Origin of the sequence: Pseudomonas sp., from assembly GCF_030690725.1 — a bacterium.
Lineage (GTDB): Bacteria > Pseudomonadota > Gammaproteobacteria > Pseudomonadales > Pseudomonadaceae > Aquipseudomonas.
Genome location: NZ_JAUYGD010000026.1, coordinates 17,679 through 40,727, shown reverse-complemented (window position 1 = coordinate 40,727; position 23,049 = coordinate 17,679). Strand labels below are relative to the sequence as shown.

23 protein-coding genes are annotated in these 23,049 nt (G+C 60.5%); 9 read left to right on the top strand and 14 right to left on the bottom strand.

Features of this window, described 5'->3' with window-relative positions:
- The 8 genes from Q8O69_RS05100 to Q8O69_RS05065 all read right to left on the bottom strand — a co-directional run.
- Positions 1 to 335: ATP-binding cassette domain-containing protein (locus Q8O69_RS05100; RefSeq protein WP_305590103.1), on the bottom strand; the 335-nt coding region annotated here is incomplete at its 3' end.
- A gap of 18 nt (positions 336 to 353) precedes the next feature.
- Entirely contained in the window at positions 354 to 1,466 is a 1,113-nt protein-coding gene (locus tag Q8O69_RS05095) for a succinylglutamate desuccinylase/aspartoacylase family protein (RefSeq protein WP_305590101.1), read from the bottom strand.
- 10 nt (positions 1,467 to 1,476) lie between these two features.
- The gene (locus Q8O69_RS05090; protein ID WP_305590099.1) at positions 1,477 to 2,175 is read right to left on the bottom strand and encodes an ABC transporter permease; all 699 of its coding nucleotides are present in this window, start codon (positions 2,173 to 2,175) and stop codon (positions 1,477 to 1,479) included.
- A 15-nt stretch (positions 2,176 to 2,190) separates the two neighbouring features.
- Positions 2,191 to 2,880, bottom strand: coding sequence for an ABC transporter permease (locus Q8O69_RS05085; protein ID WP_305590097.1), 690 nt, complete (start codon positions 2,878 to 2,880; stop codon positions 2,191 to 2,193).
- Between the two features lie 117 nt (positions 2,881 to 2,997).
- Complete coding sequence (locus Q8O69_RS05080; protein ID WP_305590096.1) at positions 2,998 to 3,777, bottom strand: ABC transporter substrate-binding protein; 780 nt, start codon at positions 3,775 to 3,777, stop codon at positions 2,998 to 3,000.
- 526 nt (positions 3,778 to 4,303) lie between these two features.
- Positions 4,304 to 6,259: an acetate--CoA ligase gene (gene acs, locus Q8O69_RS05075; RefSeq protein WP_305590094.1), complete on the bottom strand. Its 1,956-nt coding sequence runs from the start codon at positions 6,257 to 6,259 to the stop codon at positions 4,304 to 4,306.
- A 246-nt stretch (positions 6,260 to 6,505) separates the two neighbouring features.
- Positions 6,506 to 7,423 carry a DUF4824 family protein gene (locus Q8O69_RS05070; protein WP_305590092.1) on the bottom strand — a complete coding sequence of 306 codons (918 nt, stop codon included), beginning with the start codon at positions 7,421 to 7,423 and terminating at the stop codon, positions 6,506 to 6,508.
- Entirely contained in the window at positions 7,420 to 8,493 is a 1,074-nt protein-coding gene (locus Q8O69_RS05065) for a DUF2157 domain-containing protein (protein WP_305590090.1), read from the bottom strand. The genes Q8O69_RS05070 and Q8O69_RS05065 overlap by 4 nt, the downstream gene beginning before the upstream one ends.
- Before the next feature lie 183 nt (positions 8,494 to 8,676).
- On the opposite strand from Q8O69_RS05065, the gene Q8O69_RS05060 reads away from it, so the two are divergent.
- From Q8O69_RS05060 to Q8O69_RS05045, 4 genes are all read left to right on the top strand, one after another.
- Positions 8,677 to 9,234 (top strand): nucleoside deaminase, encoded by a 558-nt coding sequence (locus tag Q8O69_RS05060; protein ID WP_305590088.1) that lies wholly within the window; start codon positions 8,677 to 8,679, stop codon positions 9,232 to 9,234.
- A gap of 357 nt (positions 9,235 to 9,591) precedes the next feature.
- The gene (locus tag Q8O69_RS05055) at positions 9,592 to 10,260 is read left to right on the top strand and encodes a CsgG/HfaB family protein (RefSeq protein ID WP_305590086.1); all 669 of its coding nucleotides are present in this window, start codon (positions 9,592 to 9,594) and stop codon (positions 10,258 to 10,260) included.
- 17 nt (positions 10,261 to 10,277) lie between these two features.
- Positions 10,278 to 10,634, top strand: a complete 357-nt coding sequence (locus tag Q8O69_RS05050; protein ID WP_305590084.1) for a DUF4810 domain-containing protein — start codon at positions 10,278 to 10,280, stop codon at positions 10,632 to 10,634.
- 5 nt (positions 10,635 to 10,639) lie between these two features.
- Positions 10,640 to 11,302: a DUF799 domain-containing protein gene (locus Q8O69_RS05045; RefSeq protein WP_305590082.1), complete on the top strand. Its 663-nt coding sequence runs from the start codon at positions 10,640 to 10,642 to the stop codon at positions 11,300 to 11,302.
- Between the two features lie 61 nt (positions 11,303 to 11,363).
- On the opposite strand, the gene Q8O69_RS05040 is transcribed toward Q8O69_RS05045, so the two are convergent.
- A complete protein-coding gene (locus tag Q8O69_RS05040; protein WP_275962879.1) occupies positions 11,364 to 12,917 on the bottom strand; it encodes a sigma-54-dependent transcriptional regulator in 1,554 nt (517 codons plus the stop codon).
- A gap of 257 nt (positions 12,918 to 13,174) precedes the next feature.
- Between Q8O69_RS05040 and phhA the strand changes: the two genes are divergently transcribed.
- The 5 genes from phhA (at position 13,175) to ggpS (ending at position 19,601) form a co-directional block, all read left to right on the top strand.
- Positions 13,175 to 13,960 (top strand): phenylalanine 4-monooxygenase, encoded by a 786-nt coding sequence (gene phhA, locus Q8O69_RS05035; RefSeq protein ID WP_305590079.1) that lies wholly within the window; start codon positions 13,175 to 13,177, stop codon positions 13,958 to 13,960.
- 160 nt (positions 13,961 to 14,120) lie between these two features.
- A complete protein-coding gene (locus tag Q8O69_RS05030; protein ID WP_305590077.1) occupies positions 14,121 to 14,477 on the top strand; it encodes a 4a-hydroxytetrahydrobiopterin dehydratase in 357 nt (118 codons plus the stop codon).
- A complete protein-coding gene (locus Q8O69_RS05025) occupies positions 14,474 to 15,667 on the top strand; it encodes an amino acid aminotransferase (RefSeq protein ID WP_305590075.1) in 1,194 nt (397 codons plus the stop codon). The genes Q8O69_RS05030 and Q8O69_RS05025 overlap by 4 nt, the downstream gene beginning before the upstream one ends.
- Before the next feature lie 283 nt (positions 15,668 to 15,950).
- Complete coding sequence (locus Q8O69_RS05020) at positions 15,951 to 17,237, top strand: MFS transporter (RefSeq protein ID WP_305590073.1); 1,287 nt, start codon at positions 15,951 to 15,953, stop codon at positions 17,235 to 17,237.
- Between the two features lie 96 nt (positions 17,238 to 17,333).
- Complete coding sequence (gene ggpS / locus Q8O69_RS05015) at positions 17,334 to 19,601, top strand: glucosylglycerol-phosphate synthase (protein WP_305590071.1); 2,268 nt, start codon at positions 17,334 to 17,336, stop codon at positions 19,599 to 19,601.
- Between the two features lie 52 nt (positions 19,602 to 19,653).
- Here the strand turns inward: ggpS and Q8O69_RS05010 are convergent, their stop codons facing one another.
- The 5 genes from Q8O69_RS05010 to Q8O69_RS22105 all read right to left on the bottom strand — a co-directional run bounded on the left by Q8O69_RS05010 (position 19,654) and on the right by Q8O69_RS22105 (position 22,892).
- Positions 19,654 to 20,073: a VOC family protein gene (locus Q8O69_RS05010; protein ID WP_305590069.1), complete on the bottom strand. Its 420-nt coding sequence runs from the start codon at positions 20,071 to 20,073 to the stop codon at positions 19,654 to 19,656.
- Positions 20,074 to 20,106: 33 nt separating this feature from the next.
- Positions 20,107 to 20,526 carry a YciI family protein gene (locus tag Q8O69_RS05005; RefSeq protein WP_305590067.1) on the bottom strand — a complete coding sequence of 140 codons (420 nt, stop codon included), beginning with the start codon at positions 20,524 to 20,526 and terminating at the stop codon, positions 20,107 to 20,109.
- A 162-nt stretch (positions 20,527 to 20,688) separates the two neighbouring features.
- A complete protein-coding gene (locus Q8O69_RS05000) occupies positions 20,689 to 21,573 on the bottom strand; it encodes a LysR substrate-binding domain-containing protein (RefSeq protein ID WP_305590065.1) in 885 nt (294 codons plus the stop codon).
- A gap of 85 nt (positions 21,574 to 21,658) precedes the next feature.
- Positions 21,659 to 22,072: an alternative ribosome rescue aminoacyl-tRNA hydrolase ArfB gene (gene arfB / locus Q8O69_RS04995; protein WP_305590063.1), complete on the bottom strand. Its 414-nt coding sequence runs from the start codon at positions 22,070 to 22,072 to the stop codon at positions 21,659 to 21,661.
- Between the two features lie 115 nt (positions 22,073 to 22,187).
- Entirely contained in the window at positions 22,188 to 22,892 is a 705-nt protein-coding gene (locus Q8O69_RS22105; protein WP_371136051.1) for a methyl-accepting chemotaxis protein, read from the bottom strand.
- Positions 22,893 to 23,049: the final 157 nt, after the last annotated feature.

Below are 23,049 nucleotides of genomic sequence, written 5' to 3'. Positions count from 1 at the left end.
ATGACGTTTTCCAGGGCGCTCATATGCGACCACAGGTTGAAGTGCTGAAACACCATGGACAGGCGCGAACGCATGCGCTGCAGCTGCTTGGGATCAGCGGCTTTCAGGCCACCGTCCTTGTTGGCCACCAGTTTCAGCTCTTCGTTGTTGAGCAGAATCTTGCCGCCGTGGGGCTGCTCCAGCAGGTTGATGCAACGCAGGAAGGTACTCTTGCCCGAGCCGCTGGAGCCGATGATGCTGATCACGTCGCCGGCCTTGGCCGCCAGTGACACGCCCTTCAATACTTCGTGGCTGCCGTAGCGCTTGTGCAGATCCTGAACTTCAAGTTTGTACATGGTTTCCACTCTCTTGAATCAGTCGCTGAGCAAGCGACCCTGGCGAATAGGGGTACGACCGGCCACTTTGGCCAGCCACAAACCGGGCTGAGCAAAACGCAACCGCTCGCGCGCATAGAGCACACCATCTGTAGCGGCACAGACAGTTGTGTGGCGATCATCCAGCGGATCGATCACTTCAAACAATGGATCGCCGGCCAAGACCCGCGCACCCACTGGTTGCAGAAAACTCACCACCCCTGCATGCGGGGCATAGGCGTATTGCGCGCCGTTAAACGGCGTAGCGTCGCAGCTTTCAGCGGGCGCTGGCGGCCAGTCACCGGCAATCAGGCCCTGTTCGGCGAGGAACGCCAGAATGCTTTCGGCACTGGCCTCGGCTTCGGCTTTGCCAGTATCGGCCATGCCGCCCAGCTCGACTGTTACGGCCAGGCAGGCCAACGGCACGGTCGCTTGAGGAAACTGCCGGGCCAGATGCACCCAGGGCAAGGCGCAGGCTTCATCGAAGGAGCTGCCGCCGGAATCCTCGACGGTCAGCGCTGCACCGGCTTGCAGGCGTGCAGCCAACGAGCGCAGTTGCGGCCACTGCTGCGGCAGCAGGTATAGATGCACGGCAGCATCGAAATCACAGTGCAGATCAAGCACCACATCGGCATCGCAGGCATGTTTAAGCAGCAGGCGTTGCATGCCTTGCAACTCCGAGCCGGCTGGCGGCAAGGCTTCCAGCGCGGCCTGCATGGCGGCACGAATCAGCCGCACATTGCTCGGGCCGTCACTGCCCAGACAGCCTTCAAGCGCAGGCGCGATGGCAGCGGCCAGGTCAAAGAAATCGCGGTTGAAGTTCTTGCCGCTGCCAAGCTCGAAACGGCCCTGATGGGTCGCCTGGAACATCTGCCCCAGGCCAATCGGGTTGGCTACCGGCACCAGCTCGATCACCCCAGTCAGACGCCCCTGGGCTTCCAGCTGACGCAGACGGCGCTTGAGTTCCACTGCCACGCGCATCCCTGGCAGCTCATCGGCATGCAGCGAGGCCTGGATATAGGCCTTGCACGGGCCCTGGCCGAAACGGAACACGCTCAAGCGGCGTTCGGTTCCGGGGCAACCCCAGGGCAGTGAATGATCGATACGCTGCATGCTCTGTTCCTCAGGCCTTGCGCGGGGCCAGGTAGGCCAGCCAGCGGCGTTCGGCCAACTTGAACAGGCGTACGAGGATAAAGGTCAGGCATAGGTAGAACAGGCCGGCCGTGATAAACGCCTCGAACGGCAGGTAATACTGCGAGCTGACGGTGCGCGCCGCACCGGTGATATCGATCAGGGTAACGATCGACGCCAGCGAGGTGGTGTGCAGCATCATGATCACTTCGTTGCTGTACTGCGGCAGTGCGCGGCGCAGGGCCGACGGCAGGAGAATGCGGCGGTACAGCTTGGCGCGCGACATGCCCATGGCCTTGGCGGCTTCGATCTCGCCATGCGGCGTGGATTTCAGGCTGCCAGCGAGAATCTCCGCGCTATAGGCGCTAGTGTTGATGGCAAACGCCAGGCAGGCGCAGAAGGTGGCGCTGGAGAAATACGGCCAGAGGAAACTCTCACGCACCGCTTCGAACTGGGCCAGACCGTAGTAGATCAGAAACAGCTGCACCAGCATCGGCGTGCCGCGAATCACGTAGGTGTACAGCCAGGCCGGAAAGTTGACCAGAGCCGACTTGGAGACGCGCATCAAGCCCAGGGGAATGGCCAAGGCCAGACCGCACGCCAGGGAGATCAGCAGAATTTTCAGGGTGACCAGTACACCGCCGAAGTACAGCGGCAGGTTCTGCAGAATTACGTTGTAGTCAAAGATCATCGCTGCGCTCCCCGCTTACAGATCAGCGGCTTTGGTGCCGACCGAGTAACGTTTTTCCAGGTAACGCAAAGCCAGCAGCGACACGCTGGTCAGCACCAGATACAGGGCCGCCACGGCCAGGTAGAAGGTGAACGGCTCGCGAGTGGCATCAGCAGCGCTTTTCGCCTTGAACATCATGTCCTGCAGACCGACCACGGAAATCAGCGCGGTGGCCTTGGTCAGCACCAACCAGTTGTTGGTGAACCCAGGAATGGCGAAACGAATCATCTGCGGCACGAGGATGCGGAAGAACACCTGCATGCCACTCATGCCATACGCCGCGCCCGCTTCAGCCTGCCCCTTGGGGATGGCCATAAAGGCGCCACGGAAGGTCTCCGACAGGTAAGCACCAAAGATAAAGCCCATGGTGAACACGCCGGCAATAAAGGGGTTGATATCGATGTAGTCGTCGTAGCCGAACATCGGCGCCAGACGGTTAACCATGTCCTGACCGCCGTAGAAGATCAGCAGGATCAGCACCAGGTCGGGAATCCCGCGGATCACCGTGGCGTAGGTTTCACCCAGCAGCGCTAGCCACTTGATCGGCGACAGGCGAAACGCCGCACCCAGCAAACCCAACACGATGGCCACGGCCATCGACGTCAGCGCCAGAATCAGGGTGAGCCAGGCACCCTCCAGAATGGTCGAGCCGTAGCCGTTGAGCATGCTCTGCTTACCTCATGCAAACGCCGGGCGGCGCCTGGGAGTACAACGAAAAAGTGACGCAGGCCTACGGGCTGCGGGTCTGCGCCACTTTAAGTGAAGACGACGCGGTAAGAAAAATCAGTCGCCGTAGACGTTGAAGTCGAAGTACTTGTCCTGCACTTCCTGGTACTTGCCGTTGGCACGGATGGCCATGATGGCAGCGCTGATCTTGTCAGCCAGGGCCTTGTCACCCTTGCGCACGGCGATGCCGGCGCCCATGCCGATATATTTCTCGTCGGCGTAGTCTGGGCCTACCAGGGCGAAGCCTTTACCGGCGTCGGTCTTGATAAAGCCGTCGTCGATATTGACGACGTCAGCAAAGGTGGCGTCCAGACGACCGGAAGTCAGATCGAGAAAAGCTTCGTTCTGCGAGCTGTACCGCACGATCTCGATACCGGCAGGGGCAAAGATATCGGTGGCGTAACGGTCGTAGGTGGATGCGCGCTGTACGCCGACTTTTTTGCCTTTCAGATCAACCAGCGGGTCGTTGAGAACGGTACCCGCTTTCATCGCCAGCTTGCCCGGGGTCTGGTAGTACTTGCTGGTGAAATCAACCGATTTCAAGCGATCTTCGGTGATGCTCATCGACGACAGTACAGCGTCGAACTTGCGCACTTTCAGGGCCGGGATCAAGCCGTCGAATTCCTGCTCGATCCATTTGCATTCCACTTTCATCTCTTCGCACAGGGCGACGCCGATGTCGTAGTCGAAACCGCTGATGGCACCTTCAGCGGTTTTGAAGGCGAATGGCGGGTAAGCCGCTTCGATACCGATACGCAGAGGCTTGGCCTCTTCAGCCATGGCCAGCGGCGACAGCATGGACAGCGCCAGTGCGCCGAGAAGTGCAATCTTCTTCATTTTGTGACTCCTTCGAATGGGAATGGCATCAGTGGCAGAGATTGTTCAGGTATGCATCCAGCCTTGCATGAATTGTAGTGAGTCACCGCCAAGCTGCGCGCTGCGCAGACGCCGGACGGCCCCAGCCGGGTGAGCGGCATTCTAGCGACAGCTCGAAAGTCGATATTTCTTCAATGCGACAAGTAATTACAAAAGGCCAGGACGGGTATAGCGAGGATATTGACAGCACCTGCAATTTATGCAGAGACAGAAAAGACAGTTAACCATTGATTAAAGCAATTAACGCGCCCGCTTTTAATCAGGCCTTTATCTTCGCGGCCTGGTGGCATTTTTTATTTTCACAGCCGCCCAGAACAATGCGCCATCCTGGCGCAAAACGTTCCCACACACCCCATAAAAGTGCGCGTTGTTACGCCCAGGTGACAAGCAAATACCCAGATGAAAATCGATAACCCCACACAAAGCACAACGCCCTGCCCGGCTTGTGGCCGAAACAGGGCGTTGCTTACAGGCGGCTCAACCGAAGTCAGGCAGCCTGCATCTCGCGGTGAGTATCGATAAGGTGCTGCACCACGCCAGGATCGGCCAGCGTGGAGATATCGCCGAGTGCATCGTATTCGGCGGTGGCGATCTTGCGCAGGATACGGCGCATGATCTTGCCCGAGCGGGTTTTCGGCAGGCCTGGGGCCCACTGAATCACGTCCGGTGAGGCAATCGGGCCGATTTCCTTGCGCACCCAGTTTTTCAACTCCTGGCGCAATTGCTCGGAAGGCTGCTCGCCACCATTCAAGGTGACATAGACATAGATGCCCTGCCCTTTGATGTCGTGCGGCACACCAACCACAGCGGCTTCGGCGACTTTCGGGTGAGCGACCATGGCGCTTTCGATCTCGGCGGTACCCATGCGATGGCCGGACACGTTCAACACATCGTCAACGCGACCGGTAATCCAGTAGTAACCGTCCTCGTCACGGCGCGCGCCGTCACCGGTGAAGTACATACCCTTGAACGTCTTGAAGTAGGTATCGACAAAGCGGTCATGATCGCCGTACAGCGTACGCGCCTGACCCGGCCAGGAATCGATGATCACCAGGTTGCCTTCGGCAGCGCCCTCGATCAGGTTGCCCAGGTTATCCACCAGAGCCGGCTGCACGCCGAAGAACGGACGGGTCGCCGAGCCTGGCTTAAGTGCGGTGGCGCCTGGCAGCGGGCTGATCAGAATGCCGCCGGTTTCGGTCTGCCACCAGGTATCGACAATCGGGCAACGCTCTTTGCCGACGGTCTTGTAATACCAGTTCCAGGCTTCCGGGTTGATCGGCTCACCAACCGAGCCGAGCAGGCGCAGGCTGGAACCATCGGCACCGGCTACCGCCGCATCGCCCTGGGCCATCATGGCGCGAATTGCAGTCGGCGCGGTGTAGAGGATATTGACCTTGTGCTTGTCGATGATCTTCGACACCCGGGTGATATCCGGATAGTTCGGGATGCCTTCGAACAGCAGCGTGGTCGCGCCATTGGCCAGCGGGCCGTAAACGATATAGCTGTGGCCGGTGACCCAGCCGACGTCGGCGGTGCACCAGTAGATGTCGCCGGGCTTGTAGTCGAACACCCGCTCATGGGTCAGCGCGGCATACACCAGGTAGCCGCCAGTGGTGTGCTGCACGCCTTTCGGCTTACCGGTGGAGCCCGAGGTGTAGAGGATAAACAGCGCTTCCTCGGCGCCCATTTCCTTCGGCGCGCAATGGCTGGAGGCCACGGCCATCAGGTCTTCGTACCAGATGTCGCGGTGCTGGTTCCACTTGATCGGGCTACCGGTGCGCTTGCACACGATAACTTTCTGGATGCTCGCGGTTTCCGGGTTGGTCAGCGCGTCGTCGACGTTAGCCTTCAACGGGGTTTTCTTGCCGCCGCGCAGGCCTTCATCGGCGGTGATCACCACCTTGGATTGGCAATCGATAATGCGCCCAGCCAGCGCTTCAGGAGAGAAGCCGCCGAACACCACCGAGTGGATCGCGCCGATACGGGTACAGGCCAGCATCGCCACCACTGCCTGCGGAATCATCGGCATATAAATGGTTACTACGTCGCCGCGGTGCACGTCCTGGCCACGCAGGGCGTTGGCGAACTTGCAGACTTGCTCGTGCAGCTGGCGGTAGGTGATTTCCTCGTGTTCGGAGGGGTCATCGCCTTCCCAGATAATCGCCACCTGATCGCCACGCTCTTCCAGGTGACGGTCCAGGCAGTTGTAGGAGACGTTGAGGGTGCCGTCGGCAAACCATTTGATATCGACGTGGTGATCGTCGAAGGACGTCTGCTTGACCTTGGTGAACGGCTTGATCCAGTCCAGGCGCTGAGCCTGCTCACGCCAGAAACCGTCAGGGTTGATCACCGACTGCTGGTACATGGCTTTATAGGTGGCTTCATCAGTCAGCGACTGGGCCGCCACCTCAGGGCGCACGGGATACAAGGACGCAGCACTCATCAGAAACACCTCGGTGGGTAGTTGTTGTTCTATGCGCCATTTTGTAGCCAGGACCCCACCTTTGAGCCATTCGACCATGGTCTTAACGCTCTACGACCATGGTTGCAGAGGGAAATCGCGAACAAAAAAAAGGCGGTCATCTGACCGCCTACCCAAATCATTCCAGGGAGAGGAATGGAGAAACGCTTGCATCCAAACCACGCAGGATTGGAACGCCGCCACTTTCGCCCAGCACGCTGCGCTGGGCTATTGCACCTTGGTCGTAGGCTGCGGCGTGCTCACCTGCCGGGCGCTTAAATCAACAAACCAGGGCTCCAGCCGTCGACCGAAGGCAACTTCTGCGCTAAATAGCTTTTGATAACTCGGGTAGTCAGCACCGGGCTGCTCGCCCTGCTGTGGCAGGCTGTCGAACGTTGCATGCCAGCGCTGTGGCAGGTTGAGGCTCTGTATTCCTGGAGTATCGGCCGAGCCACCGAGTTGCCAGGTCCAGCGTTGGTTGTCCGGGCGCGGATCATCACCCTCACCCGTCCATTTGCTTGCAACGCTACTGGCCTGCACCTCGATGATGCTGCGCACAATGGCGTAGCGCGTGCGGTCCGGATAACGCGCGCGCAGCACCTGCTGATCCATCCCGACATCGACCACCAACAGGCGGCTGGCGCGGTGTTGCTCGTAATCCAGCGCATTGGCTGCGTGCTGGGCCGCCTCTCGCAACTCCTTGCTATCCGGCACCGACTTCTGCAAACGCAGCGCCTCGGCATGGGCAGCAACCAGCAGCGCGACTTCACGCTGATAAGCCGGGCCATCGAGTTCCAACACCAGCAGCGCATCACGGTCCAGCTGACGGCGGTAGCGCCGCACTGTCTGCTCGTTCAATTCTGTGGGTACATGGAAGCCCAGCTCGGCCATCTTCTCGGCACTGATCGACAGGTAGTAATGGTCGTCATCCGCCTGACTCGGCCAGCGATAATCCAGGCGCAGCGCCAGGCTGCTGTTGTCCTTGCGCCAATAGGCGTAGGTAGCGGCCAGCTCGCGTTCGGACAGTTGCAGGCGGCTTTCCTCAGGCAGCTGACGATTCCAGGCCACACCCGCCAGGACGATGGCGTTGACCAGGACAATCAACGCCAGACCGGTGATCAGGTAACGCGGGCGAATGCCGTTCATTGCCCACCTCCCAGCAAGCCATGGCGGCTACGCAGGCGGCGCAGTACCAGCAGAATCAGCACCGCACTCAAGCCCAACACCAGGAAGAACAGGTACTTGGGCATGCTCTCCCACCACCAGTCGAACAACTTGGTGTAGAGGAAGATCACAAAGAAACTCAGCCCGGTGTTCACCACATCCGCCCATTCGTGGCGCACACCCAGCCAGATCACCAGGGCCGCAAGGATAAAACCGCCGATATGGTAGGTATTCTCGATGTACTCAGGCGGGTAATCGAAGTAACTGCCCGCACCCCAATGCGCCAGCACCAGTACCGGTATAAACACGCCAAGTAGACCAAAAAACCGGTAGATCACGGCAAAGCCATCAAAACGGCGCTGATTGATCAGCAGCGGCAGCACGAAGATCAGCAGCGCCGGCACGATAAAGTTCTCCGGCCGCTGAGCAAACCCCAGCCAGTAAATGCCATCCCAGCTGCCGATGCGCGCTGCAACAAAGGCCAACAAACAGCTCAGCCCGGCCGCCAGTAGCAGGCGCGCACCGCAGGCATAAGCCAGCAGCAGCGCATAGAGCGCCCAGGGCAGCAAAGCATTGTTCGAGGGAGTGATATTGAAGATCTGCCCGAGCATGACGATGTTCAGCACAAAGCAGGTAAAGGCCACCAGCGCCGCCAGCTTGCTGAAGTAACCCGAGCTATCGAGGCGTTGCACCCAGAGTGTCAAACCGAACGAGGCGATGCTCGCCGTCAACAGAATCGCCACTTGGCTCTGAGTGCCAAACAGCCCCCAGAACTGATAGAACAGAAAAAACACACTGGCCGCCAACGCCAACGCACCGAGAAACGAGGCGATACGCATGCCCAGCGATAGCTGACGGGCCTGAATGTCGTGATCGATATCGAAGGCCGCCAGGTAACTATTGAGCAATTGCTGCTGGTAGCCGTGCAGACTGGCGCGCTGGCTATCACTCAGGCTCAACACCTGCTCGGCCTCAAGACGCGCTAATTCACGGTTGAAAACGCCGATCTCATCGGCACGTTGCTGGGCATCACTGCGGTTTATGTTGGGCATGGCAATCCTTGCGGCGGGTCCATCAGATCTGGGCTGATTCAGCACACTCTAGCGCTAAACTTTCGGCCGTGGGCTGACCCAGTAGAAGCTTTCAGCCCTCGCGACTAAAGCCTCGCCTACAAACAACACGCGCCTGACTAAACTGCAGCTGCCCGACGCGCCACTCAGCTCATGGAAACACCGATGAACGAGCACCATGCAGCCTTGCTGCAACATGCCCCGCACAGCCAATCATCCGCCGATACCTGGGCCAGGCTTTGCTGTGAACAGGCGCTGCTGGCGGTGGAGCAAGGCTGCTATGGCGTAGGGGCCGTGCTGGTTAACCAGAACCAGGAGCTACTTTGCAGCGCGCGCAATCAGGTATTCGTCGATGGACACTACAACAGCGCCGCTCACGCCGAAATGTTGCTCCTCGACCAGCTGGAAACTGAGCACCCCGAGCAGGACCGCAGCGCCCTTACCCTGTACGTCAGCCTGCAACCTTGCCTGATGTGTTACGGCCGCATCCTGCTGGCCGGTATCACCCGCGTTCGCTATCTGGCCCAGGACAAACCCGGCGGCTTTAACGGCAAACACCTGCCCGCAGCCTGGGCCGACCTGGCCGCACACACATCGGTATACCAGGCAGATGTGGACCACTACTGGATCAACCTGGCTGAACAGGCGATCAACCAACTGCAGAATCGACAGGCATTACGCGAGCGTGTCGTCGCAGCCTGGCGTGGTGCGCCAAAAACCTAGGCAGCCCGTAGGCTTGCCATTAACACCCGCAAGACTCCGTACGCGTGCTCCTGCCTCTGCAATCTGGTGCTCCAGGTGCGGATATACCGGCTGAATATCGAAGCGATCACACCGTCACGACATGCTTAACATCAAATAGCCAGCATTTCTGGCAAAGCGCTCTGATGCCGATTAGAATCGCCGCCGCAGGACGCACCCTCCCCACCTTCTGGATTTACCGTCATGGATAGACTTATGCCGTCATTCGCGCTCAGCACATGCGGCGGCAAGCGCTCCCAGCGTTAGCACCATGCGAAATTCCTTGACGGCTCCCGGCCCGTTGCTGCTTTCCCTGTCTATTAATTCAATGAGATTCGTATGAACAAAATCATCACTGCCAGCCTCGCAGGCTTGCTTGTATTGCTTAGCGGCTGCGCCACTGAACAATCGCGCACCCTGGAAGTTGCAAAAGTCACCACCGCCAGCAGCCACTACAGCGGCCCACGCAGCCCGATTGCCGTAGGCAAGTTTGATAATCGCTCCAGCTATATGCGCGGCATCTTCAGTGACAATGTCGACCGCCTCGGTGGCCAGGCCAAAACCATTCTGATCACTCATTTGCAGCAGTCCAATCGCTTCAATGTGCTTGACCGTGACAACCTGGCCGAGCTGCAACAGGAATCGGGTTTCTCCAAACAGGTTCAGCAGGTGCGTGGGGCAAACTTTGTCGTCACTGGCGATGTAACCGAATTCGGTCGTAAGGAAGTTGGCGACCACCAGCTGTTTGGCATTCTTGGGCGCGGCAAACAGCAGATTGCCTACGCCAAGGTCAACCTGAATATCGTCGATGTGCTGACTTCCGAAGTGGTCTATTCCGCCCAGGGAGCGGGCGAGTACAGCCTGTCCAACCGGGAGATCGTCGGTTTCGGCGGCACTGCCAGCTATGACTCGACACTCAACGGCAAAGTACTGGATCTGGCGATTCGTGAAGCCGTGAACAACCTGGTCAATGGTGTCGATAGCGGCGCTTGGCGACCAGCCAAGTGAGCCCGGAGAAATCGCCCATGAACCTCACTCGCCCCACTCTTTTTCTAGCTGCCTTGATAGCCGCAGCAACTTTGAGCGGCTGCGTGACTCAGCCGCAGCCGCTCTATTACTGGGATGGCTATCAACAACAGGTTTACCAGCGTTTCGAGAGCACCAGCAGCGCTGAAGAGCAGATTGCCGCCCTTGAAGAAAGCCTGCAAAAGGCCCGCGCTGCGGACCGTGCGCTGCCACCTGGCTTTCACGCTCATCTCGGCATGCTATATGCGGAAATCGGCAAAGCCGATCAGGTGCGTCAGCAATTCGAGACCGAGAAAACCCTGTTCCCCGAGTCCGCCCAGTACATGGACTTCCTGATGCGTAAATTTGCCAAGTGATCAGCATGCCCTTTCTAAACCCACTTAAAGCGCTCGCCGCGCTGGCTTTTGCCGCGCTATTGGCTGGTTGTGCCACCAAACAGCCCTACGACTACAGCGCCTTTAAAGAGAGCAACCCGGCTTCTATCCTGGTTCTGCCGCCAGTCAACAAGTCGCCTGATGTTAAAGCGTCTTACAGCGTTTACTCGCATATCACCCTGCCGCTTAGCGAGGCTGGCTACTATGTGCTGCCCGTTGCTGTGGTCGATGAAACCTTCAAGCAGAACGGTCTGATGAATGCGGATGAAATCCGCGAAGTCTCGCCGCAGAAGCTTTATGAGATTTTTGCGGCAGACACGGTGCTGTATATCGACGTCACCGAATACGGCAGCAGCTACATGATCATCAGCAGCGAGGTTGCGGTCGCAGCCACAGCAACGCTGGTTGATCTGCGCAGTGGCAAGGAGCTGTGGAAAGGCGTTGCCCGCGCCAGCACCGCAGAACAGCAGCAGAACAGCGGCGGCGGGCTGGCCGGTATTCTGATCACCGCGCTGGTCAACCAGGTGATGAACACCCTGAGTGATCGCGGCCATGAAATCGCCGGTATTACCAGCCACCGCCTGCTTTCAAGCAACGCGATGAATGGCATTTTGCCGGGGCCAAGGGCGCGCCCAACGACTCCTCGTTAGAGCAACAACATAGCAAGCCCCGCCGGCAGCGCTGCAGGGGCTTGCTATCGTCAAGCGCGGGCTACTCCTTACCCAAGCCATGCTGCCGCAGCTTGTTAGCAATGGTGGTGTGCGACACCCCTAGGCGTTTACCCAACTGGCGGCTGCTCGGGTGGTCGTGGAACAGGCGCTCCAGCACGGCTTTTTCGAAACGGCCAAGGATATCGTCCAGCCCGCCCTCCACTGAAAACTCGCCCAATGGCTGCGGCGCACCGTAGTCTGGCAGGCGGATATGTTCGCCCTTGACCACGCCGCCATCGCACAGTGAAACGGCCTGAAACAGCACGTTCTCCAACTGACGCACGTTGCCCGGCCAGTGGTAATGGCTGAGCTTGTCCAGCACCTGCGGGGCCAGTTTTGGCAGCGGACAGCCGATCTGTCGGCTGGCCTGGTCGAGAAAGTGCTCCACCAGCGGCGGCAGGCCATCCAGGCATTCGCGCAGCGGTGGGATATGCAGACTGAGCACGTTGAGGCGGTGATAAAGGTCCTGGCGGAACTCGCCCTTGGCGCACAGCTCGGACAGATCGACCTGGGTGGCGCAGATCACCCGCACATCCAGATAGACCTCCTCATCACTACCAACGCGGCGGAAGCAGCCGTCCTGCAAAAAACGCAGCAATTTGGCCTGCAGGCGCGGGCTCATCTCGCCCACGCCATCGAGAAACAGCGTGCCACCAGCAGTCAGCTCCAGCAGGCCAAGCTTGCCTTCCGGCCGCGCGCCTTCGAAGGCACCAGGGCCGTAGCCGAACAGCTCGGTTTCGGCCATGGATTCCGGCAATCCGGCGCAGTTCAGCGCCATAAACGGCGACTGTCCGCGCGGGCTGGCCAGGTGGCAGGCGCGGGCCAACAGCTCCTTGCCGGTACCGGTTTCGCCCTCGATAAGCAGCGGCGCATCCAACGGGGCCATACGCCGCGCTTCGCGTACCACGGCGGCCATCACCTTGGAGCTCTGGAAGATCGAATCGAAACCGCGCAGCTCTTGTTTGCGTACGTTGTAAATTCGCTCACCTACACGGTCCGCCCGATGCAGCGTAAGTACAGCGCCGGCCATGGCATCACTCTCTTCATGCTCGGTTTGCAGCGGCGCGATATCGGCGAGAAACACATCACCCTTCACTTTCACCCGCAGGCCGTTGATCCGAGACTTGTTGGCGCGCACCAGCTCCGGCAGGTCGAAATCCTCGGCGTAGCGCGACAGTGGAATGCCCGGCACCTCATCCACCCGCACACCGAGCAGCTGCGCCGCGCTGCGGTTGGCGGCGACGATGGAGCCACCCATATCAATCGACAGCACCGGGAAATCCAGCGCGCCGAGCAAGGCATTCAGTTCAAGATGCCGACGCTCGCTGGGCATCAGGCCGACGCGCTTGACGCCAAACACCCCGGAAATCGCCTCGAATTTTGGCCGCAGCGATTGGAACTGCAGGTTGATCAGGTTCGGGCAGTGCAGGTAGATGGCATTACCCTGCTCGCCACCGACCTCGCCACGGGCGACGTTGATGCCGTATTCGACCAGCAGGTTGAGGATGTCGCGCAGGATGCCAATTCGGTTCTGGCAGTGGACTTTGATACGCATGGCAGGGCTCTTGTGGGTCTTGTTATGGCCGCCAACGGCGAGAAATCGACGAAGGCGGCAGATTATTCGTCAAGAATATGTGACAGATTAGCGCAGCAGCAAGACGATAGTTCGCCACGCCGCCGCACACGTAACTAATTCTTTACGAAATATCCCTGCTTTCCTCTCGCACCACACTCAGCCAAGGGCTGCATAACTGCAGTGGCTGGCGTATTCCTGAATCAAATAAAACAACAAAGCCCCAGCAGGAGGCAGCGATGAAGAGCACGCAATACCTGGCGCGCGAACCGGATGACAGTGGCTTTATCCATTACCCGGAGGCCGAGCATCAGGTGTGGAATACCCTGATCACCCGCCAGCTCAAGGTGATCGAAGGCCGCGCCTGCCATGAATACCTGGACGGCATCGAGCAGCTCGGCCTGCCCCATGAGCGCATCCCGCAACTCGGTGAGATCAACCAAGTGCTGCAAGCCAGCACCGGCTGGCGCGTGGCACGGGTGCCGGCGCTGATTCCGTTTCAAACCTTCTTCGAGCTGCTGGCCAGCAAGCAATTCCCAGTGGCGACTTTTATCCGCACACCTGAAGAGCTGGACTACCTGCAGGAGCCGGACATCTTCCACGAGATTTTTGGCCACTGCCCGCTGCTGACCAACCCCTGGTTCGCCGAATTCACCCACACCTACGGCAAGCTCGGCCTGGCCGCCAGCAAGGAAGAGCGCGTGTACCTGGCGCGGCTGTACTGGCTGACCATCGAGTTCGGTTTGCTCGACACCAGCCAGGGGCAGCGCATCTACGGCGGCGGCATTCTCTCCTCGCCGAAAGAAACCCTCTACTGCCTGTCCGATGCGCCGCAGCGTTTGGCTTTCGACCCGATTGAGGCGATGCGCACGCCCTACCGTATCGACATCCTGCAGCCGCTATATTTCGTCCTGCCTGAGCTCAAGCGCCTGTTCGAACTGGCCCATGAAGACATCATGACCATGGTGCAGCAAGCCATGCGCCTGGGCCTGCACGCGCCGAAGTTTCCGCCGAAAGCCGCCTAGGCTTTGGCTCCCCTCTCCCATTTATGGGAGAGGGGCTGGGGGAGAGGGTCGAACCTGACAACACCCTCTCCCTAACCCTCTCCCGCACGCGGGAGAGGGAACGAATTTGCGATTAACCTCACCTCCTATGCTCTGACGACACACGCTAAAGGACCACGACATGACCACCCTTGCCCATGCCCAATGCGAAGCCTGCAGCGCCGATGCGCCGAAAGTCAGTGATGACGAACTGGCCGAACTGATTCGCGAGATTCCGGACTGGAATATCGAAGTGCGTGGCGACCATATGGAGCTGGAGCGGGTTTACCTGTTCCGCACCTTCCGCCATGCCCTGGCCTTTACCAACGCGGTCGGCGCCATCGCCGAAGAAGTTGGCCACCACCCCGCACTGCTCACCGAATGGGGCAAAGTCACTGTGACCTGGTGGAGCCACGAAATGCGCGGCCTGCACCGTAACGACTTCATCATGGCCGCACGCACCGATGTGCTGGCCGCCAGCGCCGAGGGCCGCAAGTGAGCCATTTTCAGAGCATTGCGCGCGTGCCCGGCGACCCGATCCTCGGCCTGATGGACGCCTACCGCGCCGACCGCAACCCGGCCAAACTCGACCTCGGCGTGGGCGTGTACAAGGACGCCCAGGGCCTGACGCCGATTCCTCGCGCGGTAAAGCTCGCCGAGCAGCGGCTGGTGGAAAGCGAAACCAGCAAAAGCTATATCGGTGGCCATGGCGACCCACTGTTTGGCAGCCTGCTTAGTCAGCTGGTACTGGGCGCCGATAGCCCGTTGCTGGCCGAACGTGCTGGCGCCACCCAGACCCCTGGCGGCACTGGCGCGCTGCGTCTGTGTGCGGATTTTATCGCCCACTGCCTGCCGGGCCGCGGCATCTGGCTAAGCGATCCGACCTGGCCGATCCACGAGAGCATCTTTGCTGCCGCCGGCCTGCGCGTCGGTCATTACCCCTATGTCGGCGCAGACAACCAGCTGAATGTCGAAGCGATGATTGCCGCCCTCGCCCATGTGCCCAAAGGCGATGTGGTGTTGTTACACGCCTGCTGCCACAACCCCACCGGTTTCGACCTCACCCCGCGTGACTGGAAACGCGTGTTGGAGGTGGTCAAAGCCCGCGAGCTGCTGCCGCTGATCGACTTCGCCTACCAGGGCTTCGGCGATGGCCTGGAACAAGACGCCTTTGCCGTACGCCTGTTTGCCGCCGAGTTACCCGAACTGCTGATCACCAGTTCCTGTTCGAAAAACTTCGGCCTGTACCGCGAGCGCACCGGTGCGCTGATCGTCTGCGCCGAGACTGCAACCAAGCTGCAGGATGTACGCAGCCAACTGGCGTTTATTGCGCGCAATATGTGGTCTACCCCACCAGCCCACGGCGCGGCAGTGGTCGCCAGCATTCTGGCTGACAGTGAACTGCACAGCCTCTGGGTCAGCGAGCTGGACGCCATGCGCCAGCGCGTCGCCAGCCTGCGCGGCGGCCTGGTCGAAGCCCTGCAACCGTATGGCCTGAGTGAGCGCTTTGCGCATATCGCGGTGCAACGCGGCATGTTCTCCTACACCGGCCTGAGCCCAACCCAGGTGCAACGCCTGCGCGATGAGTTCAGCGTGTATATGGTCGGCTCAGGCCGGGCGAATATGGCCGGGCTCGACGCCGAACGCCTGGATCAGTTGGCCAGTGCGATTGCTCGGGTCTGTGGCTGAGCGACAGCAAAGCTGTCGCGGCTAAAGCCCCTCCCACAGGATCGGCGACCATTTGTGGGAGGGGCTTTAGCCGCGACGGAGCTGCCTCAAAGCGAGGATCAAGGTGGTGCAACAGGGTTTATCGGCGCCCTTGGCACGCGCATAAAGAGCGGCAGAAAATATCCACCGACCGTTTGTCTGTGAAATTAACTGTTTAAAAACAATAGCTTAATTCGTTATCTAGCTAAGCACTGGCACCCTTCATGCTTGCACTCAGCGGCATAGTTCCCTAGGGTAGGTCGCCATGTGGTCCCTGATTGCCCCTATCAGCTCGTTGCTCGGTGGGGTTGCTTTACTCCTCCTCGGCAATGGTCTGCTCAACACCCTACTGACCCTGCGTGGCGTCGCCGAAGGCTACTCCACCTCGATGCTCGGCCTGATCATGTCCGGGTACTTTGTCGGTTTTCTCCTTGGCACCTGGCTAGCGATTCCGCTGGTCCGCCGCGTTGGGCATATCCGTGCGTTTGCCTTTTGCGCCGCCCTCGCTGCCATCACCGCCCTACTCCATGTCTTGATCGTCGACCCTTGGGTCTGGCTGGGCCTGCGCGTGCTTTACGGCCTGGCGTTGGTCAGCCTGTATATGGTGATCGAGAGCTGGCTTAACGCGCAGGTGCCGAACGACAAACGCGGCCAGGTGTTTGCCGTGTATATGGCGGTCAACCTCGGCGCGCTGGCCGCCGCACAGCAGTTGCTCAATCTGGCGTCGCCGAGCGACTTCGTGCTGTTCGTGCTCGCCGCCATGCTGATCAGCGCGGCCTTGATGCCCATCACCCTGACCCGGCAGATCCAGCCCAGCGTGCCGGACACCCTGCACACCAATCTGCGCCAGATCGCCGGTATCGCACCATTGGCGCTGGCCGCCGCTGGCTTATCCGGTCTGGCCCTCGGCGCGTTCTGGGGCATGGCACCGGTGTACGCCAGCCTGAACGGCTTCGATGCCACCGGCGTGGGTTTGCTGATGAGCAGCACGATTCTCGGCGGCGCCCTGCTGCAATGGCCGATTGGCATCTATTCGGATAAACACGACCGGAGACTGGTGTTGTTCTGGGTCGTCGCGCTAGCCGTAGTGGTCGCCATGCTGATGAGCCTGTTGCCGGCCGGTCGCCTGCTGCTCGGGCTGATATTTATCTGGGGCGGCCTGGCCTTTGCCATCTACCCGATTGCCGTAGCGCAGCTGATCGACCAATTGCACAGCGATGAAATCCTCGCCGGCTCCAGCAGCCTGCTGATGGTCAATGGCATCGGCTCGGTGTGCGGCCCGCTGCTCGCCGGCCTGCTGATGCAGCACCTCGGCGCTCAGGCGCTGCCGCTGTATTTCGCCGCCACGCTCGGCCTGCTCGCGGCGTACACGCTGTACCGCCTGCGCCATGTCAGCGATCTGGTCAGCGAACCGGCCGGGCACTTTATGCCCATGCTGCGTACCAGCCACACGGTGCTTGAGCTGATGCCCGATGCACCACCCACAGACGACCCGGCCCCAACTGACTCACATGAGGACCCGCCCAACCCGGCGCCGCAGACGCCAGGGTAAACCAAGAGACGAACGCCCCGTGGCGCAATCGTCCATAGCTCGTCGGCCTTTGTCGGCGCGTCACTGCACCCACTTAACTGGACAGGAAGACAGCGCATGTTACTTGCCACCGATCTCGATGGAACCTTTCTCGGCGGCGATCCCAAGGATCGCCTGAGCCTCTACCAAACCATCGCCGCTCACCCGGAAATCCGCCTGGCCTACGTCACCGGCCGCAGCCTGGAGTCGGTGCTGCCTCTGCTGGCAGACCCAACCCTGCCGCAACCGGATTTCATCATCTCCGACGTCGGCGCCAGCCTGGTGCATGGCGACAGCCTGCAACCGATTCAGCCGCTGCAAAGCGCGGTGGACGCCCTCTGGCCCGGCGACAGCCAGGTTGCCAGCGCCATCGAACGCTTTGCCCTGGAACGCCAGGACGTACCGCAGGTGCGCCGCTGCTCCTACTTCTGCGCCCCGGAGCAAGCGGCTAATCCAGCCCTGCTGGAAGTCGCAGAAAGTTTGGGCTGCGACCTACTCTACTCGGCCGAACGCTACCTGGATTTCCTGCCCAAGGGCGTCAACAAGGGCAGCAGCCTGCAGGCGCTGATCGACTGGCTGGAACTGGACAACGACCAGGTGCTGACCGCCGGCGACACCCTGAATGACCTGTCCATGCTCAGCGGCCAGTTCAAGGGCGTCTGCGTCGGCGCATCCGAGCCGGGCCTGTTGCAGGCCACGCGGCAGTATTCGCGGGTATTCCACGCCGAGCGCGCCGGTTGCGGCGGCATTCTTGAAGCCTTTGTGCATTTTGGCTTTCTCGGCAAACAGGGCATCGCTGCCGAAGGTAAGCAAGTTGCCGACCCGGGCAAGGCTGATCTGGTGATGGTCTACCACCGCCTGCCCTACGAAGAATACCGCGGCGCCGATGGCAAGCTGCAGCGCCGCCGGCCGACCTCGCCCAACGGCATTATTCCCACCCTATTGAGCTTCTTTGGCGATGGTCGTGCCGGTTCCTGGGTGGCCTGGGCCGAGCATGACGAAAACAGCGGCGAAACCTTCGACAGCCACACCACGGTGGATGCCGAACGCTACCCAAAGCTGACCGCCGCACGCGTGGCGCTTAGCAAGGAAGAGGTCGACATCTTCTACAAGCGTTTCTCCAAGGAAGCTTTCTGGCCGACCCTACACACCTTCTGGGAGCGCGCGCAGTTCCGTGAGGACGACTGGCAGGTATTCCTCAAGGTCAACCGCGCCTTTGCCGAACGTACCGCCCTGGAAGCAGCCGAAGGCGCCACAGTGTGGTTGCACGATTACAACCTGTGGATGGTGCCCGGCTACCTGCGCGAGCTGCGTCCGGACCTGCGCATCGCCTTCTTCCACCACACCTACTTCCCCTCGGCGGACGTGTTCAACGTACTGCCCTGGCGCCGGCAGATCATCGGCAGCCTGCTGCAGTGCGACTACATCGGCTTTCATATCCCGCGCCAGGTGGAAAACTTCGTCGATGCCGCACGCGGCGTGATGCCGCTGCAAACCGTCAGCCGACAGAACTGCGCACCACGCTTTATCACCTATGGCTGCGCCGTTGGCCTGGAGCGCATGACCACCGCCGTGGACACCGGCAGCCGCGTGGTCAAACTCGGTGCCCACCCGGTGGGTCTGGATATCGAGCGAGTACGCAGCGCCCTGGCCGCACCGAAGATCAGGCAAATGATGGAGCGCCTGCGCGCCGAGCTTGCCGGGGTTAAACTGATTCTCTCGGTGGAGCGCCTCGACTACACCAAAGGCATTCTGGAAAAGCTCAACGCCTATGAGCGCCTGCTGGAAGAAAACCCTGAGCTGCTGGGCAAGGTCACCCTGGTGACCGTGTGCGTGCCGGCGGCCAAGGAAATGACCATCTATGACGAGCTGCAAGGGCAGATCGAGCAGGCCGTGGGCCGCATCAACGGCCGCTTTGCGCGCATTGGCTGGACGCCGCTGCAGTTCTTTTTCCGCAGCCTGCCGTTCGAGGAAGTCAGCGCCTGGTACGCCATGGCCGACGTGATGTGGATTACCCCGCTGCGCGACGGCCTCAACCTGGTAGCCAAGGAGTTCGTCGCCGCTCAGGGCTTGCTGGATGGGCGTGGCGTACTGGTGCTCTCGGAATTTGCCGGCGCTGCAGCCGAACTCAAGGGCGCCCTGCTGACCAATCCGCATGACCCCATGGATATGACGCAAACCTGTTACGTGGCGCTGAACATGCCCAAGGCCGAAGCCCAGGCACGCCTGCGTGAGCTGTTCGATATCGTCAACTACAACGATATCCGCCGCTGGGGCGATGAGTTTCTCGCTGCCGTCAGCGACCCGCAGGAGCAACTGGACCGCGCCCTCGGACTGGTCGGCTAGGCGGCAACGGCGCAGCTGCATAGATCAGCTGCGCCGAGCCAAGCCTGCATACCTAGCCCATCTGCGCATCAATATCGCAGTTAATCATCCAGCCCACACCAAAGCGGTCGGTGAACATGGCAAAGCGCGTGGCCCAGAAGGTCGCCTGCAACTCCATCTGCACCGAACCGCCCGCTGACAGCGCTTTATACAGGCGCTCGGCCTCTGGCACATTTTCCACCTGCAGAGAGACGGAAGAACCTTTGATGCCCTCGTACGGCATACCGGGAAAGGTGTCAGACGCCATCAGCAGCTGATCGCCCACGGTCAGGCACACGTGCATCACACGGTCATGAAACTGCTCCGGTACATTGCCAGCTTCCGGACTTTCGCCCATGCGCATCAGCTCCAGACTGCCGCCCAGGCATTCGGCGTAATAGTTAAAGGCCGCTTCGCACTGGCCATCGAAGGTCAAGTAGGTATGGATCTTCATCTGCACTCTCCTTAGTACTTCTTTATGGTTGTTTTACGATTCAAGTCGCGCGCGCAGGCGTTCTTCCTGTTCACGCATCTCGGGGGTTAATTCGTCACCAAAATCCTCGGTCTCGAAAATCTGCCGGATCTCGATTTCGCTGTCGCCTGGCATCGGGTTGGGGCAACGCTTGACCCACTCGATGCACTCAGCCAAAGACGCCACCTGGAAAATCCAGAAGCCGGCGATCAGCTCCTTGGTTTCCATAAAAGGCCCATCGGTAACGCTGCGCTGGCTGCCGGAAAACTTTACCCGCGCGCCCTTGCTGCTCGGCTGCAGGCCTTCACCGGCAAGCAGCACGCCCGCCTCAACCAGCTCTTCGTTGTAACGCCACATCGCCGCCATCAGCTCTTTACTGGGCATAAAGCCGGCTTCGGAATCTGCAGTTGCCTTGACTATCACCATAAAACGCATGCCGCTGTCCTCGCGTGATCCGTTGATCGCCCACCGTTACGGAGTTTTCCTGGCCCTGTAATGGCAGACCGCAAACCCAAGGCTGGGTTCTATACGGTAGTCGAACGGCAAAATGGCAAATCGACAGACTCGCAAGAAATCTTTTCGATGGCCGGCACAGTGCTAAGCCAGCTGGCTGCTCAAGTAATCGAGAAAACAGGTGATGCGCGATGCCAGTGCGGTGTTGCGGTAGTACACCGCATGGATCGGCTGACGCACCTCGACGGTATCGCGCAGCAACAGTTGCACCAATGCACCGCTGGCGCGGTCGGCAGCAGTCATAAAATCCGCCAGGCAGACGATCCCAGCTCCAGCCAACGCCAGTTGGCGCAAGGTTTCGCCGCTGGACGCGCTCAGGCTAGGGGTGATGTTGTAGGCGTCACCTAGAGCATGGCGCAGTGGCCACTGGTTAAGGCTGTCGGGCTGGGTAAAGCCGAACAGGCTATGCCGGCTCAGGTCCTCGACACTTTTCGGCGTGCCATGGGCCTTGAGGTAGGCCGGGCTGGCGAGAATACGCAGGCGATTACTGCCCAGGGGCCGCGCATGCAAGGTGGAATCACGCAGCGGGCCGATGCGGATGGCGACATCGGTACGCTGCTCAAGCAAGTCGATAATCTGATCGCTGCTGTGCAGTTCCAGCTGAATATCCGGGTACTGCTCACGAAACCCCGCCACCAGCGGCACCACCGCATGCAGCATAAAAGGTGCGGCAGCATTGACCCGCAAGCGCCCGGCTGGCTTCTGCCGACGCACCTTCATCTGCTCTTCGGCGCTTTCCACTGCATCGAGAATCTTGCGCGCCTGAACTAGGAAGGCCTGGCCCTCCTCGGTCAGCTCCAGGCGCCGCGTGGTGCGGCGCAACAGGGTGACATCGAGCTTTTCTTCCAGCCGACTTAGGGCGCGACTGACGCCTGAGGCGGTCTGCGTCAGTTGTTCAGCAGCGGCGCTGATTGAGCCGCTGTCCACCACGCTGACAAAGGCCAGCAGTTCATCGAGGGTCGTTTTCATTTGTGCATAGTAGTCAAATATGCCGCCCAGAAAACCCTACTTACCTCACGAATAATCGACACCCAAAACTGCCACACAGCAGTTGCTAGAAATCGACCTTGCCGCGCCCTGCCTTAATCGTGCCGCGAATGTTCTTGCCTTCCAGGCGGCGCTTTTTCGAACCCAGGGTCGGCTTGGTCGGGCGGCGGGCTTTTTCAGTTTTAGCGGCGCTGCGAATCAGCTCGGCCAGACGCTCCAGCGCATCGGCGCGGTTTTGCTCCTGGGTGCGGTACTGCTGGGCTTTGATAACCACCACGCCTTCGGCGGTGATGCGGCTGTCGCGCAATGCCAGCAGCCGCTCCTTGTAGAACGGCGGCAAGCTGGACGCCTGGATGTCGAAGCGCAGATGGATCGCACTGGACACCTTGTTGACGTTCTGCCCGCCCGCGCCCTGGGCACGGATGGCGGTCAGTTCGACGTCATCGTCAGGCAGGTGAACGCTGTTGGAGATAACCAGCATGGGCAGGCTTCAGCACAGAAAAGGACGCTCAGGATAACGCGAACGCTGCGCAACTGCTGAATTGGCACATAGGCCGCAGGTCGTAGCGGGCTGCCACGGCCTGCGGGCTTGCGTGTTAAACGCGGAAGCGGCTGACCAGCGTTTGCAGCTGATTGCCCAGGCGCGCCAGCTCGGCGCTTGAGGCGGCGGTTTCGTCGCTGGCGGTGGCAGTCTGTTCGGACACGTCGCGCACGCTGAGGATGCTGCGGCTGATTTCCTCGGCCACCGCACTCTGCTCCTCGGCGGCTGCGGCAATCTGCTGGTTCATCGACTGGATGTTGGACACCGCATGGGTGATGTTGCCCAGTGAGTCGCCGGCCTTGCGCGTCAACTCGACGCTGCTGTCGGTGAGGCTGCAGCTGTTGCGCATGGCCGCGGCCACCTGTTTGGTGCCGTTCTGCAGGCCGGCGATCAGCGCTTCGATTTCCTCGGTGGATTTCTGCGTGCGCTGGGCCAGGCCGCGCACTTCGTCGGCAACCACGGCGAAACCGCGCCCGGCCTCACCTGCGCGCGCCGCCTCGATGGCGGCATTCAGCGCGAGCAGATTGGTCTGCTCGGCCACCGCCTTGATCACGTCCATCACGCTGCCGATCTTGTTGCTCTCCTGCTGCAAGCCGTTCATCGCCTCGCTGGAGCGGCTGACCTCGGCGGCCAGGCGTTCGATCTGGGCAATCACCTCGCCCACCACCTGATCACCCAAACGTGCCTGACCGTCCGCTTCGTTGGCGGCCTGCGAAGCCTGTTCGGCGTTGCGCGCCACTTCCTGCACGGTGGCCGACATTTCATGCATGGCGGTGGCTACTTGGTCAGTCTCGCTTTTCTGGCTGTTGGCGCCGGCACTGGTCTGCTCGGTTACCGCCGACAGCTCCTCGGCAGCGCTGGCGATCTGCGCCACGCCATCGCGGATGCCGCCGATCAGCTCACGCAGGGTCGCGACC